An 18,828-nucleotide genomic window follows, 5' to 3' on the forward strand; every position below is an offset into this window, starting at 1 on the left:
ACTAGTCTGTTTTCATGACTGGTTCGCGGGCTGTGACGGCCGATCCTTCCGGGGCGCCCGGGACCACCCTTGGGCCCACCGGCCGGCCCACCCGCCGGGCTGTCCAGGCGGCGGAGACCCGGGCACTGATCGTAAGCGTGGCAGGACGGCTCTTCGCCAAACAGGGGTACGTGCCCACCACCATCGAGGCCATCGCGGCCGAAAGCGGAGTGGCGCTCCAGACCGTCTACAACTCAGTGGGGAACAAGGCGGCGCTGCTGTCCGCGGTGCTGGATGCGGCGGCGTCGGGCCCCCACTCGCCGTCGAACGTCCTGGAACTGATGCGGCAGCGGACCGCCGAGGCGCCCGACTTCGATGCGCTGATCGCCGTCCTCGCGGACTGGTTCGTTGAAGTCCACCGGCGCACCGGGCCCGTGGTGGGCGTCATCGCCCAGGCCGCCGCCGTCGACCCCGCGGTGGACAGGCTGCAGACCGCACGGGCGCTGCAGCGCCTCGAAAGGTACGGCGAGGCGGCGGCCGCACTGAGGTCCCGCGGCGGGCTTAAGTCCGGAATGTCCGACGCCGATGCTGCCGCCGCCATCTGGTCGCTGGGTCACCCGCAGACGTACCGGACACTGGTGGGGGAGGCCGGCTGGTCCGTGCAGGCCTACCGGGAGTGGCTGGTCCGTTCGCTGGGTGCCGCGCTGGCGTAGGGCCCGGCCTGGGGGCGCTGCCTACAGTGGGCGGCGGGAAGCCAGCGGGGAGAGTAACGCCTCCTGGAGCTCCGGGCTCAGGACTCGCGGCACGTCGACGTCCACGGCCAGGGCAAGGACCGCCCTGCTCAGGTAGTTGCGCGCCGCCGCGGCCACGGTGATGTCCACAATCTCGCGATCCGTGAAGCCGTGGCCGCGGAGCGCCAGGGTGTCGGCATCGGTCATGGCTGTTGCATCCCGGCTGAGCTTTTCGGCGTACTCCATCATGGCCACTTCAGCGCCCGTCAGTCCTGCGTTGCGGTAATCCCGGGCCACGGCAGCGACCTCATCTTCCGTGAACACCGCCAGCGCTTTGGCCCCGTGGGCGAGCAGGCAATGCGTCGAGCCAATACCCTGCGCGGCGGCAAGAGTTACGAGCTCATAGCGGCGCAGATCCATCGAGGCCCTGATGGCGCCGAGCAGGGCGTCGAAGGCCTGGGATACTTCGGGATTAATGGCCATGGCCTTCGTCTGCGGGGTGACATAACCGAGTGAGCCGAGGTCGTCGTCGTAAAGTTCCGCAGTCAGCCCCGAGGCTTCCGGTTCCGGCGTTGTCTTCAGGATCATGGTTACCCCCGGACATCCTTGGCTGGGTTGTGATCTGACAATTGTGGTCCTTCCCCGGAAGCCGCCGCAAGGGAAATGGGCGGTGGGGTTGTCCACATAGCGGGGCACAACTTGTTGCCAAAGTGACGCGCAGGGATCACCCTGAAGGAGTCGCATCGTTTCGACTGTGGAGGTCAGGCATGAGCACCGCTTCAGATCAAGTGTTCGACGTTACTCCTGAAGGTGACAAACACGAGCTGAAGCGGGTCATGGGCCCCAAGCTCCTGCTCCTGTTCATCGTGGGTGACATCCTGGGTGCCGGCGTCTACGCGGTCACCGGGACCATGGCCGGCACGGTGGGCGGTATCGTCTGGCTGCCGTTCCTGCTTGCTTTCGTGGTTGCCACGCTGACCGCCTTTTCCTACCTTGAGCTCGTCACCCAGTACCCGCAGGCGGCGGGCGCTGCGCTCTACACGCACAAGGCCTTCGGCATCCACTTCGTCACCTTCCTGGTGGCCTTCGCCGTGGTCTGCTCCGGCATCACCAGCGCCTCCACCTCGGCGAACGTCCTGGCTCAGAACTTCTTCGGTGGCCTGAACATCAACGGGTGGATGGCCGTCCCGGACCAGCCCGTGATCACCGCCGTGGCCATGGGATTTATGCTGCTGCTCGCCGTGATCAACCTGCGGGGCGTGGGCGAGAGCGTGAAGTTCAACGTGATCCTGACCATCGTGGAAATGACCGCCCTGTGCATCGTGATCGGCGTCGGCTTCTACGTCATGGCGCAGGGGACCGGGAACCCGGCGGAAATCTTTGTCTTCAACGACTATCAGGACAAAGGCCTGTTCCTGGCCGTTACTGCAGCCACCTCCATCGCCTTCTTTGCCATGGTGGGCTTCGAAGACTCGGTGAACATGGTGGAGGAGACCCAGAACCCTGAAAAGATCTTCCCGCGGACCATGCTGACCGGCCTGGGCATCGCAGTGATCCTCTACATGCTGGTTGCTGTCTCCGTGGTCAGCGTCCTCTCGCCCACCGAGTTGGAGAACATCCGTGAAGCAGAAGGTGCGGCCCTCCTTGAAGTGGTGCACAAGGGCTCACCGGACTTCCCCATCGACAGGATCTTCCCGTTCCTCGCCGTCTTCGCCGTCGCCAACACCGCCCTGATCAACATGCTGATGGCCAGCCGCCTGATCTACGGCATGGCCCGCCAGAACGTCCTGCCCCGGCCGCTCGGGAAGGTGCTCCCCACCCGGCGTACCCCGTGGGCCGGCATCCTGTTCTCCACCGTCCTGGCGCTGGGCCTGATCTGGTACGTCACCAGCGATCCCAAGAGCAACGTGGTGGCCAACCTGTCCGGCACCACGGCGTTCCTGCTGCTGCTCGTGTTCACCGTTGTGAACATCACCTGCGTTGTCCTCCGCCGCAAGCGGGACCCCAACCGGAAGGTCTTCTTCACGTCGCCCGGGCAGTTGCCGCTCGTCGCCGCCCTGCTGTGCGCGTTCCTCGCCGGACCGTGGGTGGGACGCAACATCATCCAGTACCAGATCGCCGGCGGACTGATGGCGATCGGCGTAGTGCTTTGGTTCGTCACCTACCTGATCAACAAGCGGACCAACACACCGGAAGGCGAACCCGTGGGCATCCAGAACGTGGGCAAGGACGATCGTCTCCCGCCGCCCCCGCACGGCCACTGAGGCCGGCAGGGCACGCCGGTGACGTCAGCGCCTTGCCGGGTCCCGCCGTCGGGCGGCGTAGGCAAACAAAGACGTGGTGGCCACCGTCGCCAGGTATCCGGCGATCACAATGAGTGAGATCCCGGCCCAGAAGTAGTTGGTGGTGCTGCCCTCCTGGGCGGGGCCCGGGGCGATCTTGGCCAGCGAATACACGGCCACCGCGGCCGATACCAGCCCGATCGCCACCGGCAGCGTCAGCCAGATCTTCGCCGAGCCGATGTGCCTGCCGAAGCCGTCCCACACATTCCATGCCCCGCCGGAGCGGATAATCAGCCAGCCGGCAGGGATCATAAAAGCACCCACCAGCAGGAACGCGGCGACCACGTCAGCCGGGCGGTGCCACTGGTTGATCAGCGTGGACACGCCCGACGCGATCGCGAAGCTGCCGCCCACAAACCCGGCCATCGGACGCCAGCGCGGGGAGGACATCAGGAACACCGCCGCCGCAGCCGACGCCGCCAGCGTGGTGTGGCCGGATGGCAGGGAGTTCAGTTCCAGGGTCACCACACCCTTGTCCGGGCGGGCCGGCAGCACTTCCTTCAGGATCTGCGTGGCCACATTGGCGCCGATGCACGCCGCCACTGCAATGCCTGCAGCCGTCCAGCGCCGGCGGATCACCGTGACAAACAGGACCACAACGGCGGCCACCACCAGTGAGATGGTGGGCAGCCAGTCGAGGAACTCGGTGGCAGCCTTGCCCGCCGGCCCGTGGATGTCCACGGCTTCGACCAGAGCAGACTCGTCAATGAACTGGCCCGTGGTGGTCTGCACGAAGTAGTAGTACGTGGCCATCAGTCCCACAATGCAGGCCAGCGTGGCGAAGGCGAACATGAAGCCGGAGCCCGGGGCGGGGCGCAGCTGGGTCCGGGCCGGGGCCTGTTGTGAAAAAGTCATCAGTTAAGGGTGTCACACAAACCTTGGACCAACCTTCATGTCAGCGACACGGCCAGTTCCTCGATGATCTCGAACTGTTCGCGCACGCCGCCTTCCATGCCGGACTGGGCAATCATGTCGCGGACTTCCCTGCTTCCCGCATCGGTGCGGATCCGGACGGTGGTGGCGCCGCCGTCGGCCTCGTCAAAGGTGACCGTGTTGACCACGGCTCCCTCCTCGCTGTCCGGGGAAGCGCCCTCGGTCTCCATGACCTCAGTGTGGACAATCCGTTCGTTCGGGACAATCTCCCGGTAGACGCCGTGGAACGCGACCTCGAATTCGCCGTGCGCCACCATGACATACCGCCACGCGCCGCCCACGCGGAGGTCCATGTCCGCCACGGTCATCTCGCCGCGACGGCCGGGCCACCACTTCCGGACAAGCTCGGGTGTGGTCCAGGCCCGGTACACCAGATGCCGGGGCGCATTGACCGTCCGGGTGATCAGGATTTCCTGGTCGCTGGGGAAGGTGACATCCATGGTGCCGCTGCTGGTCTGTGCCATTGTCCTGCTCCTTCTCTTAGTTTTCGTTGCTGTCCTGGTCTTTAAGGTCCTCGAGGACGTCTTCGAGCAGCTCGAACCGCTCTTCCCAGAGGTGCTGATAGCTGGCTACCCAGTCGTGGATGGGCTTCAGGGCCTGCGGGTTCAGCCGGTAGAGCCGCTGCCGCCCTTCGTCGCGCACGTCCACGGCGCCCACCTCGCGGAGCACGCGAAGGTGCCGCGAAACGTGCGGCTGGGCCAGGCCGAGGATCTCCACGAGATCGTTGACCGGCCGCTCGCCCTGGGTGAGGGCATCGAGGATTTCCCTGCGGCGCGGCTCGGCCACCGCGTTGAATGCATCTGCTGTGGTCGCTGCCCGTGCCATACTGAAATTGTATACCCATATGTATATGCATTGGAAGATTTTCCAGGGTCTTTCGAATCTTCACAAACCTGTGAATCTGAGTAGGGTTCGCCCTATGGACACCATCATCCAGACCGTTGACCTGCACAAACACTTCGGCAGGGTACGCGCCCTCGACGGACTCAACCTCGAGGTCCAACGCGGCGAGATCCACGGGTTCCTCGGACCCAACGGCGCCGGCAAATCCACCACCCTCCGCGTCCTGCTGGGCCTGGCCCGGGCCACCTCCGGCACGGCCACCGTCCTGGGCCTGGACCCCTGGACGCAGTCCGTGGAGCTGCACAGGCGCCTGGCCTACGTCCCCGGCGATGTCCGGCTGTGGCCCAACATCTCCGGCGGCGAAACCATCGACCTGCTCTCACGCCTGCGCGGCGGGACGTCCGACGCCGCGGCCTACCGGCAGCGCAAGGCACGCCTGTGCGAGGCCCTCGATTTCGACCCCGGCAAGAAAGGCCGCGCCTACTCCAAAGGGAACCGGCAGAAAGTGGCCGTGATCGCCGCCCTCGCCACGGACGCCGAGATATACCTCCTCGACGAGCCCACGTCCGGCCTTGACCCGCTCATGGAGGCGGTCTTCCGCCGGGAGGTGCTCGCCGCCGCCGACCGCGGTGCCACCGTGCTCCTCTCCAGCCACATCCTTTCCGAGGTGGAGATCCTGTGCCACCGCGTCAGCATCATCCGCGCCGGGCAGGTGGTGGACGGCGGGACGCTGGACTCGCTGCGGCACCTGACCCGCAGCGAGGTGTCCTTCGCGGCCGACGGCGTGGACACCCGCGCGCTGGGGGAGCTGGGTGCCGTCCATGAACTGACGTCCGACGGCGGCAGGGTCAAGTTTGGTGCCGATTCGGACCGGATCGCAGAGGTGCTTCCGGTGCTGGGTGCCATGGGGGTTAAGGGCCTGATCATCACGCCGCCGTCGCTGGAGGAGCTGTTCCTGCGGCACTACGGCGACACATCGGGACTTGCCCGCGGGGAGGACGCTCACCCCGAGGGCACTGAGGGGGAGCGCGCCCGGCGGCGGCACCTGCTCGGCGCGAGGAGCCGTGACTGAGGTGCGCGAACTCCGGATCCTGTGGGGACAGCGCCTGCTGCGTGACCGCTGGCAGCTGGCCATCTGGGTGCTGGGCATCGGCGCCCTGACCCTGTTCGCGGCCTCCGCCATCCAGCAGACCTACGGCGAGGAATCCAGCCGCGCGGAGATACTCCAGGTGGCCATCGCCACCCCGGCCATCCTGATGCTCCGCGGCCTGCCGCGGGACGCAAGCCTGGGCGGCTTTATGTTCTTCCTGATTTACGCCTTCCTCGCCCTGCTGGCCGGGCTGATGAGTACTTTCCTGGCTGTGCGCCATTCACGGGCTGACGAGGAAGCCGGGAGTGCCGAGCTGATCGCCGCCACTCCCGCCGGACGCCTCACCCCTGCGGTGGCAACCCTCCTGCACGGCATCAGCGCAAACGTCCTGGCGGCGCTCGCCGTGTTCGGCGGTTTCGCGGCGGCGGGGCTTGACCGCGAAGGTTCCCTCCTTGCGGGAGCCGCCACGGGCGCCGTCGGCCTGGCATTTCTGGGCGTGGGGCTCCTCGTGGCGCAGCTGATGGGGACATCCCGGGGCGCGAACGGCTACTCGTCCGGGCTGGTGGTCCTGGCGTACCTGCTGCGGGGCATCGGCGACGCCAGCGGCACCCCGAGTGCCGACGGGCTGTCCATGACCGCAGGGGCAGCGAGCTGGTTCTCCCCGATCGGGTGGGGCCAGCAGACCTTCGCGTTCACGGGCGACCAATGGTGGCCGCTGCTGCTGCCGCTGGGTCTTGCGGTGGTCAGCGGGGGTGCGGCGTGGCTCCTCCTGGAACGGCGGGACAGCGGCGCGAGCGTCTGGGGAGCGCTGCCCGGGCGTGCGGCCGCGCGGCCCGGACTGAGCAGCCCCACCGCCCTTGCCCTGCGGCTGCAGGCAGGCTCGATCATCGGCTGGTGCATCGGCGGGCTGGCCATGGGACTGCTGGCCGGCTCCCTGGGCAGCGCGATCGCCGCCGCGGACGCCACCAGCAACAACATCACCGTTGCGCTGCGCGCCATCCTCCAGACCCAGGGGGTATCGCTGACCCAGCTCATGATTTCGGCAATGTTCTCGATCGCGGGCATCCTGGCGGCTGCCTGCGGGCTGCAGGCGGTCCTCCGGCTGCGCCAGGAAGAGGCCGGCGGCACTGCAGAGCTCCTGCTCGCCGCCCCGGTCAGCCGCCTGCACTGGCTGGTCAGCTACCTCCTGCTGGGCGCGGCGTCCGTAGTGCTGGTCCTGACCCTGACCGCATTCGGTGCCTGGGCATCCCTGGCCGCCGCCGGCGATACCTCCGTGGACGGGCAGGCTGTCTGGGAGACGGCCGTGGCCCAGCTTCCCGCCGCCCTGATCTACCTCGCGGTCCCGGCCCTGGTGTTCGTCCTCTGGCCGGCCGCGACCATCGCCGGAGGCTGGGCACTCCTCGGGGCCGGGGTGGTGCTGGGCATCTTCGGCGGGCTGGTGGGACTGGACAAGAGCATCCGTGACCTCTCGCCGTTCACCCACACCCCCGTTCCCAGCGGCTCGACGACGGACTGGAGCGGTGCGTGGTGGATGCTCGCCATCGCTGTTGTTGCCGTTGCCGTGGCCATGGTTGGCATGCGGCGGCGGGAAACGGGGACGGCATGAGGGAGGGTTTTGGTGCGGCGGGTTCCGCCACGGCGGCGGGTTCCGCCGCTGTGTCCGCCACGGCGGCGGGTTCCGGGGCGGCTGCGGCCGTTACGCCGTCGGCCGTTACTGCGTCGGCCGTTACTGCGTCGGCCGTTACGCCGTCGGCCGTTACTGCGGCGGCCGAAAAGGCCGCGGCAGGTTTCGCAGCGGCGGGCTTCCCCAAAATGCCGGCCCGGGCACTGATGGCCCTGGTCTCCTCCGACGACGGGAGCCTCACCGCCGCCGGGCTCGCGGGCAGGCTCGGCGTCAGCGCGGCCGCGGTATCGGGCGCGGTCCGGTATCTGCAAACCGTTGGCTTCGTCCAGCGCGTCTCGCAGCCCGGCAGCCGCCGCGACGTTTACGCCCTTCATGACGACCAGTGGTACATCGCCTCCATGCGCAGCAACACCAGATACCAAAGCCTCGCCGTGCTGACGGACGCCATCGCCGAGGCCCTGCCGGCGGGGTCCCGGGCGGAGTCGCGGGTGACGGAGATGGGCCGCTTCTACCGCTTCCTCAATGCCAGGCTGCCCGCCCTCCTGGATGACTGGGAGCGCGAACGGGACGGCGGGGGAGGCGTGCCGCGCGGTGAGGACGGCCAGCCGCGCAGTCTGGAGCGCGGCGGCGACGGCCAGCCGCGCGGCGTGGAGGGCGAACGCAGTGCGGGGCGCGAATCTTCGGCCGCTGTGCCAGGAGGAGGGCGGCCGTGACCATCATCGACAACGCCGTGTACGTGGACGGACGGCGGACCGAAGACCCCGAAAGCCTCGACGAGACGTACTTCGTCCTGCGGCAGCGCGAGGGGATGGCATGGATCGGCCTGTACCGCCCGGACGCCGAGGAACTGCGGTCGGTCGCCGAGGAGTTCGATCTCAACGCGCTCGCCGTCGAGGATGCCCTGACCGGCCACCAGCGCGCCAAACTTGAGCACTACGGCGAGTGCGTCTTCCTGGTGCTGCGGCCCGCCCGCTACCTCGACGACGTCGAAAAGGTGGACTTCGGCGAGATCCACGTTTTCGTCGGGCCAGACTACGTGGTGACCGTCCGGCACGCCGAGTCACCGGACCTGGCCAGGGTGCGCCGCAGGATGGAAGGCATGCCCGAATTCCTGGCACTCGGGCCGGACGCGGTGCTCTACGCCATCCTGGACCAGGTGGTGGACGAGTACGAGCCCGTTGCCGCCGGTCTCGAAAACGATGTGGACGAGATCGAGGACGACCTCTTCGGCGCCGATCCGGACGTGTCCCGCCGGATCTACGAACTCTCCCGCCAAGTCATCACGTTCCAGCGCGCCATCGGACCGCTGGTCCCCATCCTGCAGGGACTGCTCACAGGAACTCCCGGTCGGCCGCCGGCCGACGAACTCCGCGACCACCTCCGTGACGTCCTGGATCACGCGATCCGGCTGAACGAACGGGTGTCCTCCTTCCGGGCGCTGCTGCAGAACGCCCTCGCCGTCAACGCCGCCCTGGTGGCCCAGCGGCAGAACGACGAAATGCGCAAGCTCACCGAATCAAGTTTTGCCCAGAACGAGCAGGTCAAACGCATTTCGTCCTGGGCAGCCATCCTCTTCGCCCCCACCTTGGTTGGCACCATCTACGGCATGAACTTCAGCACCATGCCGGAGCTCGACTGGGTTTTCGGCTACCCGTTTGCCCTCGGCCTGATGCTCGCCATGGGACTGGGCCTGTACTGGACGTTCAAGCACAACAAGTGGATCTAGGTTGTCCACATAGCCTCGTTTGCCCGGCAGGCAGGGCCCCGGCCGCCGGTACAGTGAAGCCATGCCCGCCGACCCCGCTGTTCCCGCCGCCCTCCCTCCCCTTGAGGAACTACTTGCCAACGCCCATGTGGTGAGCCTGCCCATGCGGGTGAAGTTCCGCGGCATCATGGCGCGCGAGTCCCTGCTGCTGAGCGGCCCGCTCGGCTGGGGCGAGTTCTGCCCGTTCCCGGAGTACGGCGATGCCGAGGCTTCCCGCTGGCTCGCCGCCGCCATCGAGGCCGGCTGGCACGGCTTCCCCTCTCCTCTTCGTTCAGTGATTCCGGTCAATGCCACAGTCCCCGCCGTCCCTGCCGGGCGTGTGCCTGAAGTGCTGGCACGCTTCGGCCGGGTGGATGCCGTCAAGGTCAAGGTGGCGGAGCAAGGCCAGACGCTCGACGACGACGCCGCCCGCCTCGCCGCTGTCCGCTCCCTCCTGCCGGATGCCGCCATCCGCGTGGACGCCAACGGGGGCTGGGACGTGCCCGCCGCCGTCGAGGCACTCACCCGGCTCGCCGCCGTCGGACTTGAGTATGCCGAGCAGCCAGTCCCCACCATCGAAGGCCTCGCCGAGGTGCGCTCGAGGTTGCGGGCCGCGGGGACGCCGGTACTGATCGCCGCCGACGAAAGTGTCCGCAAGGAATCCGATCCCCTCAAGGTGGCGCGGGCCGGCGCGGCCGATCTCATCGTGGTCAAGGTAGCGCCGCTCGGGGGAGTGCGGCGCGCACTGGACATCGTGGCCCAGGCCGGGCTCCCCGCCGTCGTCAGTTCCGCGCTGGACACCTCGGTGGGCATCCGTGCGGGCCTTGCATTGGCGGCCGCACTGCCGGAACTGCCCTATGCGTGCGGGCTGGGGACGGTTTCGCTGTTCACCTCGGACATCACCCTGGACCCGCTGGTGGCCGACGACGGCGCCATCCGCCTCCGCGACGTCGCCGCCGACGCCGGGCTGCTGGAGCAGTTCGCCGCACCCGCCGACCGCCGGGACTGGTGGCTGGACCGCCTCCGCCGCGTCCACGCCCTCCTCACCCCCACCCCCTGACACCACCCCACCTGCCCCACACACCTACCCGCCTGCCTCCACCCTGCCCTCACCCCCAGGACGCTCTGGCACACCCTGCAGCTTTTCACGCAACGCTCTGGCAGTTCCTGCAGGTCACCGGCGATTAACCGGGATTTCATCTTGCTGACGGCTTGACGTCGGAACGGGCTGACAGGGTGAGCGGGACCCGATCGCAACAATGGAGGCAACCCTTGTCTGAAACGACAGCCCGCAAATTTTCCCTGCTCCCCATGCTTGGCCACACGAAAGGCAAGCGCAGCCCCGTCACCTGTGCCCTGAAGTGTGACAATGCCTGCTCCGGCGACGTCTGCAACACCAGCTCCAACAGCTACTTCCGCGATATCGCATCCGCCACCATGTCCCGCCGCGCCGCCTTGGGTTTCGGTGCCGCAGGTGCCCTCGCCGTCGTACTCGGAAGCGCCATCACGTCCGCGGAACCGGCTGTTGCCGGTGGTCCCGGCCTGGCACCCGCAGCGAAAGAGGGCTTCGGCGCCTCGAAGCTGAAGTTCACGCCCATCGCTCCGGTGGATGCCGCCGTCGACGCCGTCACTGTTCCCGAAGGCTTCACCTGGCAGCCCGTGATCCGCTGGGGCGATCCCATCTTCAACGGCACCCCGGACTTCGATCTGAACAACCAGACAGCCGCCGCCCAGGAAAAGCAGTTCGGCTACAACAACGACTACACGGACATTCTCGAGATCCCGGACACCAAGGGCCGCCGCGCCGTGCTGTTCGCGAACCACGAGTACACCAACGAGAACATCATGTTCCCGGCAACCATGCCCGCCGCGCAGATGCGCGCTGTGGGCCAGGCCGCGCACGGCCTTTCGGTCGTCGAGCTGGAGCGCAAGAACAAAAACAAGCCATGGACCTACGTCAAGGGTGCGCCGCTTAACCGCCGCTACCTTAACCACACCACTTACGAACTGACCGGCCCGGCTGCCGGTTCCGATCTGGTCAAGACCAAGGACGACCGGGAAGGCCGCTGGATCAAGGGCACCCTGGGCAACTGCGCCGGCGGCACCACCCCGTGGGGCACCATTCTCTCGGGTGAGGAAAACTTCAACGGCTACTTCCGCTCGCCGGGTACGTCCGCTTATGACAAGCGCTACGGCCTCACCGACAAGGCCACTGCCCGGCAGTGGGAACTTGATGAGGACCGTTTCGACACCCGCAAGACCGGTTACGAGAACGAGGCCAACCGCTTCGGCTACATCGTCGAAGTTGACCCGTTCGACCCCACATCCACCCCTAAGAAGCATTCCTCGCTGGGCCGTTTCAAGCACGAGGGCGCCAACGTGATCATCGCCGAAACCGGGCACGTGGTGGCGTACTCCGGCGACGATGAGCGGTTCGACTACCTCTACAAGTTCGTGTCCAAGGACAAATACATCGAGGGCAACCGCAAGCACAACATGACCCTGCTCTCCGCGGGCAACCTCTACGTTGCTAAGTTCAAGGGCAACTCGGCCGACTTCAAGGCAGGCGAACTTCCCTCCGACGGCTCATTCGACGGCACCGGCGAATGGCTACCCCTCGTGGTGGACGGCCAGCCCATGGTCGACGGAATGAGCGTCGAACAGATCCTGGTTTACACCCGCGTGGCCGCTGACAAGGTGGGCCCCACCAAGATGGACCGTGCCGAGGACGTTGAGCCCAGCCTGCACACGGGCAAGGTCTACGTTGCCTGCACCAACAACTCCAACCGCGGCGTCGGCTCGAACGCTGTGGCCGATGAGGTCAATCCGCGCACCGAGAACCGCGACGGCCACATCGTCGAGATCACCGAAACCGGCGGCCAGGCCTCCACCACGTTCACCTGGAACCTGCTCATGGTGTGCGGCGATCCCGCCACGGACAAGTTCACCTACTTCTCCGGTTTCCCGGCGGACAAGGTCTCTCCGATCTCATGCCCGGACAACCTCGCGTTCGACTCTGTGGGCAACCTCTGGATCTCCACCGACGGTGCCCCCGCCGGCATCGGCAAGGCTGACGGCCTGTTCAAGGTTACCCTTGAAGGCGCCGAGCGCGGCAAGGTGGAGCAGTTCCTGGCTGTCCCGCGCGACGGCGAGACCTGCGGCCCGATCATCCACGATGACGAGCGCACTGTCTTCGTCGCCGTGCAGCACCCGGGTGAAGACGGTTCCTTCGAGAAGCAGAACTCCTTCTTCCCGGATTACGTCAAAGAAGGCGCGACGCCGGCACGCGGCCAGGCCCGCGCGCCCCGCCCGTCCGTGATCCAGGTGTTCCGCACCGACGCCTAGTCCGCCGCTGTTTCCTGCAGACGCTCTACCACTTCCTGCAGGTATTCCACCAACGCTCTCGCACCTTCCCCGCCACCGGGCGCGGAAGGTGCGAGAGCGTTTGGTTTTGAGCGACAGGGAGTGCGAGAGCGTTTGGTTTTAAGCGACGGGGAGTGCCAGAGCGTTTGGTTTTAAGCGACGGGGAGTGCCAGAGCGTCTGGGTTAAAGCGACAGGAACTGCCAGAGGGTCGCGGGGTGGCAGACTGGACCGGTGACTTCCCTGAACTCCCTCGCGGCGGCGAGGCTCGCCGTCGACGCACTGACCGACGGCGGCATCCAGTACGTGGTGGTCTCGCCCGGCTCGCGCTCAGCCCCCATGGCCTACGCCCTGGCCGAAGCGGAAGCCGCCGGCCGGGTGGAACTCCTGGTCCGCATCGACGAGCGGTCCGCGGGCTTCACCGCACTGGGCCTTGCCCTCGCCACCGGTGCGCCGGCGGCCGTCCTCACGACGTCCGGCACCGCCGTCGGGAATCTCATGCCGGCGGTGATGGAGGCGAATCACGCCGCCGTTCCGCTGGTGGTTCTGTCAGCCGACCGGCCCGAGGAGCTGCTGGGAACCGGCGCCAACCAGACCACCATCCAGCTGGACCTTTTCGGCGAGCATGTGCGCTTTGCAACCGATGTCCCCGCCGGCAGCAACCCGGTCCGCGCCGTGGAAACCGCGCTGTCCGCTGCCACGGGGGCCTTCTCGGACCTCGCTCCCGGACCGGTCCAGCTCAACCTTTCCTTCCGCGACCCGCTGGTTCCCGCGCCGGGGGAGGAGCTTCCGACGGCGGCCGCGCGCCAGCGGTTCCGCATCGGCACCGACCCGCTCACCATGGACCTCCCGCCCGCTGCCGCCACGCAGGAGGAACGGCGCACCGTGGTGCTGGCAGGGCATGACGCCGGTCCGGTCGCCGAGGCGTTCGCCCGCGCGCACGGCCTGCCGCTGCTGGCGGAACCGTCGTCGAACGCGCGCTTCGGGCCCAACGCGATCGGCCCGTACCGGCTCCTGCTGCAGCACTTCGGGCCGGATTCTGCGCAGCCCATCGAGCGGGTGGTGATGTTCGGGCGGCCGACATTGTCCCGGCCGGTGTCCGCCCTCCTGGAGCGCGCCGACATCCCTTCCGCCCTGTACCAGCCGGTTCCGGTGGCCTGGTACGAGCCGGGCCGGCGGACCGAGCTGCCGCTGGAGACCCTGGCCGATCTCGCCGAATTCGCCGGCCGCGGTCCGTCCGCCTGGCTGGACACGTGGCTGCTGGCCGGCTCGGCCGCGCAGCACGCCCTCGACGGTGTCCTGGCCGCGGAGGTAGCTGCCACCGGCCCCGCCGTGGGTTCGCTGGTCTGGAAGCATGCCGGCGGCCAGCTGATGCTGGGGTCCTCGAACGGCATCCGCGACGTGGACCTGGCTGGCCTTCCCGCAGCCGCTCCCGCGGCCACCGTCTACGCCAACCGCGGCCTCGCCGGGATCGACGGCACCATCTCCACCGCCACCGGAATCGCCGTCGGCGGCAAGCAGGAAACCACGCTGCTGCTGGGCGACGTCACTTTCCTGCACGACGCCGGTGGCCTGCTCGTGGGCTCCGGCGAGGACCAGCCCCCGCTCCGGATGGTGGTCCTCAACGACTCCGGCGGCGCCATCTTTGATTTGCTGGAGCACGGGGCGGTGCGGGAATCCGGACGCTACGCGGACGCCGTCGAACGGCTCTTCGGAACCCCCCACACCGTGGACATCGCGGCACTCGCCGCCGCGTACGGCGTCGGGCACTGCTTGGTCAGCACGACGGCGGGACTCGCCGAGGCGCTGTCCACGCCCGTTGCGGGGCGCAGCATCATCGAAGTGCGCACCGACCGGCAAGGGCTGCGGCAACTCCACACCCGGATCAACAAGGCCGTGGCCACCGCCGTCGCCGGAGTCCTGATGGGCTGAGGGGCCTCAGACCCGGGAAGACCCATGACGCGCAAATGCCCTGACGCTACCGGAATCCGGCAGCGTCAGGGCATTTGCGCGTCGAGAGGCAGCAGGTGCGTCGAAGGCGGCGCCTACTCCTCGATCTCGATGTGCGTAGGGTCCAGGACGCGGCGCAGGAATTCCTTGGTGCGGGCCTGGGTGGGCGCGGAAATGACGTGCTCGGCCACGCCTTCCTCCACCACAACGCCGCCGTCCATGAAGACCACGCGGTCGGCCACCTCGCGGGCGAAGCCCATCTCGTGGGTCACCACCAGCATGGTCATGCCCTCCTTGGCCAGGTTCCGCATGACCGAAAGGACATCGCCCACGGTCTCCGGGTCCAGGGCGGAGGTCGGCTCGTCGAACAGCATCAGTTCGGGGTCCATGCTCAGCGCGCGGGCAATGGCCACCCGCTGCTGCTGGCCGCCGGAAAGCTGGTCCGGGAAACGGTCGGAAAGGTGTCCCAGGCCCACGCGCTCCAGGTTGTGCGTGGACACCTGGTCCGCTTCTTCCTGGGACCGCTTCAGGACCTTGGTCTGGGCGATCGAGCAGTTGCGCAGGGCGTCCAGATGCGGGAACAGGTTGAACTGCTGGAAGACCATGCCTACCTTGCGGCGCATCTTGTCGATGTCCACATCGGGATCGGTGGCCTCGAAACCGCCCACGTGGATCACGCCCTCGTTGGGCTGCTCCAGCAGGTTGACGCAGCGCAGCAGGGTGGACTTGCCGGAACCCGAGGGCCCGATCAGGCACACCACCTCGCCCGGCGCAACGTCCAGGCTGATGCCCTTGAGTACCTCGTTGGTGCCGTAGGACTTGCGGAGGTCCTTGATGGAGACTCCGGCTGCGTTGATGGAGCCGGTGTTTCCGGCGGAGGAATTGACGACGTCGTTCATGGCTTCCCTGCCTATCGCTTGGTCCGCGCGGAGCGGCTTTCGAACTTCCGGGCCAGGAGGCTCAGCGGGATGGTGATCACAAGGTAGAAGGCACCGGCGACCAGGAGGGGTGTCAGGCCCGCTCCCAGGCTGGAGATGCCGTCGCGGCCGAACTTGGTGAGCTCGTACTGCGAGGCGGTCAGGCCCAGCACGTAAATCAGGGAGGAGTCCTTGGTGAGCAGGATGACTTCGTTGGTCAGCGGCGGCAGGACAATCTTGAACGCCTGCGGGATCACGATCGACACCATGGCCCGCCACTGCGGCATGCCCAGCGAGCGGGCAGCTTCGAGCTGGCCCTTGGGCACGGCCTGCAGGCCGGCGCGGAGGGTTTCGGCGATGTATGCCGAGGCGACCATACCCAGCGAGACCATGACCACGATGGTGACGTTCCACTGGACGCCGAAGGCCAGGGGCACGCCGTAGCCGAAGGCGATGAATACCAGCAGGGCCGGGATGCCGCGGAAGAATTCGATGTAGCCGGTGGCGATCCAGCGGTACAGCGGGAAGGCAGAGAGCTTCATCAGGGCCAGGAGCAGGCCACCGGAGAGGCCCACAACGAAGCCCAGGAAGGTGTAGATAAGGGTGTTTTTGAGGCCCACCAGGAAGATGTCCGGGAACATCGGGCCGATCTTGCCAAAGTTGAAGACACTGGTGCCGATGGTCTTCCAGTCGGTGGCCAGGATCAGCGCGGCCACGGCCACGACGAATATGCCGATCTGGACATACAGGCTCACTCTGGCCCGTTGACGTGCGGTCATTGCCATGGGGTGCTCACATTCATTTGCGTGGCTGAGGCCCCGGACGGACCGCAGTGCAGTTCGTCAGGGGCCCCAGCGGCGTCATTCTCAGGGCTGTGAAAAATTCAGTCCGAAAGTGCCGGCTACTTGGCGGTTTCGCCGAACCAGGTGGTCTCGAACTTCTTCAGGGTGCCGTCGTCGGTCAAGCGCTTGAGGGTTCCGTTGACCTTCTCAGCCATGGCGGTGTTGCCCTTCTTGATGGCAATGCCCAGCTTCTCGCCCGTGGCGTAGTCCTCCACGCGTTCGAACTTGGCATCGTCCTTGATGGCGTAGGCCAGGATCGACTGGTTGCCCAGCGCGGCGTCGATGGTGCCGGCCTGGAGGGCCTGGACCAGGAGGCCGCTGTCCTCAAATTGCTGGGCATCGATGCCGTTTTCATCGGCATACTTCGCGCCGGTGGTGGCCTGCTGGACGCCCACCTTCTTGCCCTTGGCGCTCTCAATGTCAGTGATGCCGGACGCCGTGGTGGCCACCAGCGTGAGGTCGTCATCCATGTAGGGATCGGAGAAGTCCATGACAGCCTTGCGGACGTCAGTGATGGAGACCGAGGAGATGGAGAGATCGCAGCCGGTGAGCGCGGTTCCGGTCTCAATGGCCTCGAAGGAGCTGTCAACGACGCTGAGTTCGGCGTTCAGGTCCTTGGCCACCTCGTTGGCGATGTCGATGTCGAAGCCGACGATCTTGCCGTCCTTCTGGAATTCGAACGGCTCGTAAGGGACGTCAGAGCAGACCGTGAGCTTGCCTGCGTTGATGAGCTGGATTCCGCCCTCGGAGGCTGCCGGGGTGGAGCTGCCACCGCCGCATGCAGTGAGGGTGAGAGCGCCGGCGGCGAGGATCGCTGCTGCCTTGGCGGTCATTTTGGCCGAGGCCAGGGACATGAGCTGCATGGTTCTTTACCTTTTGTTGCAGGGGTGTGCGGTACTAAATCGGTTCATAGTGTATCGCTGAAAGCGAGATGTGCGTCACACGAAACTTAGATTCACTATTGGACAACTAAATCACGGGCAAATCAAGCACTAGCTGCGGATGCCTAGTGACTCCAGCATCGGCCGGAATTTAGCCCAGGTCTCAGCCAGCTCTGCCTCGGGCTGTGATCCGTCCACGATGCCGCAGCCGGCATAGAGCCGCACGGTGTGGGGATCCTCGATCACGGCACCGCGGAGCGCGATGCCCCATTCGCCGTTGCCTGCCGCGTCCAGCCACCCGACCGGCCCGGCGTAAGGGCCACGGTCCAGGTGTTCGAGCTTCCGGATCAGCGCCCCCGCCACCAGCGTGGGCGTCCCGCAGACTGCGGCCGTGGGGTGCAGCGCGTTTATCAGTGCAAGGCAGGTGGGGACGTGGCCCTCCACCTCGGCAAGCTCCGCCTTCACGTCCGAGGCCAGATGCCACACGTTCGGCAGTTCCAGGATAAAAGGCTCGTCATGAGCGTTCATGGCCTCCGAAAACGGTGCCAGCTGCGAGGTCAGCGACTGGATGGCGATCTCGTGTTCATGCCGCTGCTTCTCGGATCCGGCCAGCACCCGCTCCGCATACTCCATCGGGATGCCGTCCTCGCCATGCGCATCTCGGCGGTCCAGGGTTCCGGCCAGGACACGGGCCTGGGCGGTGCGGCCCTCCACCTGGATCAGCATCTCGGGCGTCGCGCCCACCAGCCCGTCCACGCCGTACGTCCAGCATTCGCGGTACCGCTGGGCGAGTTCGCGCAGCACCTTCGCATGACTGACGCCCGCAGGGAGGGTAGCCACGATGTCCCGCGCCAGCACCAGCTTCTCCAGCGCCCCGGTCCGGATTTCCGCCACCCCGGCGGCAACGGCGGCCATCCAGTCCTTTTCGCTGAGTGAACCGGTGTGCAGCGTTGCGCCGGCAGCCAAAGGAACAGGACGTACGACGACGGCGGTGCCCGCCTTCGCGGAACCGTCCGGGGAGGTGCCGTCCCCGGCAGAGGGGGTTGCCGACGTCGGGAGGTTCCGCAGCGTGTCCTTCGTGCTGCCGCTGCTGAGCCAGCGGTCAAAGGCGGCGAGAGCGCCCTCCCTGGTGAGTTCGCCGTCGTCGACCGTTAACTGGGTGAGCCAGTACTTGCCGTCACGCACGCCCACGACGATCTCGGGCACGATCAGCCGTGATTCAAACGGTGACTTTTTGGAAAAGGCGAACGAGCCGAATGCCACAGGGCCGGTCCCGGGCAGTTCCACGGAATCGGTGATGTCGGCTTCAAGGACGAGGTGGCGCCACCAGATGTCTGCCTCGAGGAAACGCTCCGGGCCGGTGGCGGTGAAGCGGGCGATCTCGCCGAAGCCCACCAGGCCGGCCTCGCGGCGGGTCCAGCAGAGGAGGTCGTCCCGGACCAGAAACTGAGGCAGCCCCTCCGGAGATGCTTTTCCATCCAGGGGGACTGTCAGGGTGCGGAACGTGCTCGTCATGATGAGACAACACTACTCTGCGCAAAGTTCACTTAGCTTTCAGCCCACAGCCCAAGATCCGCGTGTGGTTCGTGGC

The 18,828-nt window shown here is 66.9% G+C and carries 17 protein-coding genes; 9 read left to right on the top strand and 8 right to left on the bottom strand.

The features are described 5' to 3' along the window. Nucleotides 1-14: 14 nt before the first annotated feature. Nucleotides 15-692, top strand: a complete 678-nt coding sequence (locus AC1MCA_RS15245) for a TetR/AcrR family transcriptional regulator (protein ID WP_479798846.1) — start codon at nt 15-17, stop codon at nt 690-692. Nucleotides 693-713: 21 nt separating this feature from the next. On the opposite strand, the gene AC1MCA_RS15250 is transcribed toward AC1MCA_RS15245, so the two are convergent. Further along, complete coding sequence (locus AC1MCA_RS15250; RefSeq protein ID WP_479798848.1) at nt 714-1,298, bottom strand: carboxymuconolactone decarboxylase family protein; 585 nt, start codon at nt 1,296-1,298, stop codon at nt 714-716. 179 nt (nt 1,299-1,477) lie between these two features. Between AC1MCA_RS15250 and AC1MCA_RS15255 the strand changes: the two genes are divergently transcribed. Next, entirely contained in the window at nt 1,478-2,974 is a 1,497-nt protein-coding gene (locus tag AC1MCA_RS15255) for an APC family permease (protein WP_479798851.1), read from the top strand. Between the two features lie 24 nt (nt 2,975-2,998). Here the strand turns inward: AC1MCA_RS15255 and AC1MCA_RS15260 are convergent, their stop codons facing one another. From AC1MCA_RS15260 to AC1MCA_RS15270, 3 genes are read right to left on the bottom strand one after another with little or no spacing between them, the layout of a single operon-like run. Then, nucleotides 2,999-3,907: a phosphatase PAP2 family protein gene (locus AC1MCA_RS15260; protein ID WP_479798854.1), complete on the bottom strand. Its 909-nt coding sequence runs from the start codon at nt 3,905-3,907 to the stop codon at nt 2,999-3,001. A gap of 35 nt (nt 3,908-3,942) precedes the next feature. Further along, the gene (locus AC1MCA_RS15265) at nt 3,943-4,449 is read right to left on the bottom strand and encodes an SRPBCC family protein (RefSeq protein ID WP_479798858.1); all 507 of its coding nucleotides are present in this window, start codon (nt 4,447-4,449) and stop codon (nt 3,943-3,945) included. 16 nt (nt 4,450-4,465) lie between these two features. Then, a complete protein-coding gene (locus tag AC1MCA_RS15270) occupies nt 4,466-4,810 on the bottom strand; it encodes an ArsR/SmtB family transcription factor (protein WP_479798862.1) in 345 nt (114 codons plus the stop codon). 94 nt (nt 4,811-4,904) lie between these two features. Between AC1MCA_RS15270 and AC1MCA_RS15275 the strand changes: the two genes are divergently transcribed. From AC1MCA_RS15275 to menD, 7 genes are all read left to right on the top strand, one after another. Continuing rightward, nucleotides 4,905-5,900, top strand: coding sequence for an ABC transporter ATP-binding protein (locus tag AC1MCA_RS15275; RefSeq protein WP_479798865.1), 996 nt, complete (start codon nt 4,905-4,907; stop codon nt 5,898-5,900). Beyond that, complete coding sequence (locus AC1MCA_RS15280; RefSeq protein ID WP_479798869.1) at nt 5,893-7,524, top strand: ABC transporter permease; 1,632 nt, start codon at nt 5,893-5,895, stop codon at nt 7,522-7,524. The genes AC1MCA_RS15275 and AC1MCA_RS15280 overlap by 8 nt, the downstream gene beginning before the upstream one ends. Continuing rightward, a complete protein-coding gene (locus tag AC1MCA_RS15285; RefSeq protein WP_479798873.1) occupies nt 7,521-8,255 on the top strand; it encodes a GbsR/MarR family transcriptional regulator in 735 nt (244 codons plus the stop codon). The genes AC1MCA_RS15280 and AC1MCA_RS15285 overlap by 4 nt, the downstream gene beginning before the upstream one ends. Then, complete coding sequence (locus AC1MCA_RS15290) at nt 8,252-9,268, top strand: magnesium and cobalt transport protein CorA (protein WP_479798877.1); 1,017 nt, start codon at nt 8,252-8,254, stop codon at nt 9,266-9,268. Before AC1MCA_RS15285 ends, AC1MCA_RS15290 begins: the two co-directional genes overlap by 4 nt. 61 nt (nt 9,269-9,329) lie before the next feature. Beyond that, a complete protein-coding gene (locus AC1MCA_RS15295; RefSeq protein WP_479798880.1) occupies nt 9,330-10,346 on the top strand; it encodes an o-succinylbenzoate synthase in 1,017 nt (338 codons plus the stop codon). A gap of 212 nt (nt 10,347-10,558) precedes the next feature. Then, nucleotides 10,559-12,631, top strand: coding sequence for a PhoX family protein (locus AC1MCA_RS15300; RefSeq protein ID WP_479798882.1), 2,073 nt, complete (start codon nt 10,559-10,561; stop codon nt 12,629-12,631). Between the two features lie 250 nt (nt 12,632-12,881). Continuing rightward, nucleotides 12,882-14,579: a 2-succinyl-5-enolpyruvyl-6-hydroxy-3-cyclohexene-1-carboxylic-acid synthase gene (gene menD / locus AC1MCA_RS15305; RefSeq protein WP_479798883.1), complete on the top strand. Its 1,698-nt coding sequence runs from the start codon at nt 12,882-12,884 to the stop codon at nt 14,577-14,579. Nucleotides 14,580-14,692: 113 nt separating this feature from the next. Here menD and AC1MCA_RS15310 read toward each other — a convergent pair whose 3' ends face one another. The 4 genes from AC1MCA_RS15310 to AC1MCA_RS15325 all read right to left on the bottom strand — a co-directional run bounded on the left by AC1MCA_RS15310 (nt 14,693) and on the right by AC1MCA_RS15325 (nt 18,752). Continuing rightward, the gene (locus AC1MCA_RS15310) at nt 14,693-15,496 is read right to left on the bottom strand and encodes an amino acid ABC transporter ATP-binding protein (RefSeq protein ID WP_479798885.1); all 804 of its coding nucleotides are present in this window, start codon (nt 15,494-15,496) and stop codon (nt 14,693-14,695) included. Nucleotides 15,497-15,507: 11 nt separating this feature from the next. Next, complete coding sequence (locus tag AC1MCA_RS15315; RefSeq protein ID WP_479798888.1) at nt 15,508-16,299, bottom strand: amino acid ABC transporter permease; 792 nt, start codon at nt 16,297-16,299, stop codon at nt 15,508-15,510. A 116-nt stretch (nt 16,300-16,415) separates the two neighbouring features. Next, the gene (locus AC1MCA_RS15320; protein ID WP_479798891.1) at nt 16,416-17,219 is read right to left on the bottom strand and encodes an ABC transporter substrate-binding protein; all 804 of its coding nucleotides are present in this window, start codon (nt 17,217-17,219) and stop codon (nt 16,416-16,418) included. 129 nt (nt 17,220-17,348) lie between these two features. After that, the gene (locus AC1MCA_RS15325) at nt 17,349-18,752 is read right to left on the bottom strand and encodes an isochorismate synthase (RefSeq protein ID WP_479798893.1); all 1,404 of its coding nucleotides are present in this window, start codon (nt 18,750-18,752) and stop codon (nt 17,349-17,351) included. Nucleotides 18,753-18,828: the final 76 nt, after the last annotated feature.

This window comes from Arthrobacter sp. BK1, from assembly GCF_056680055.1.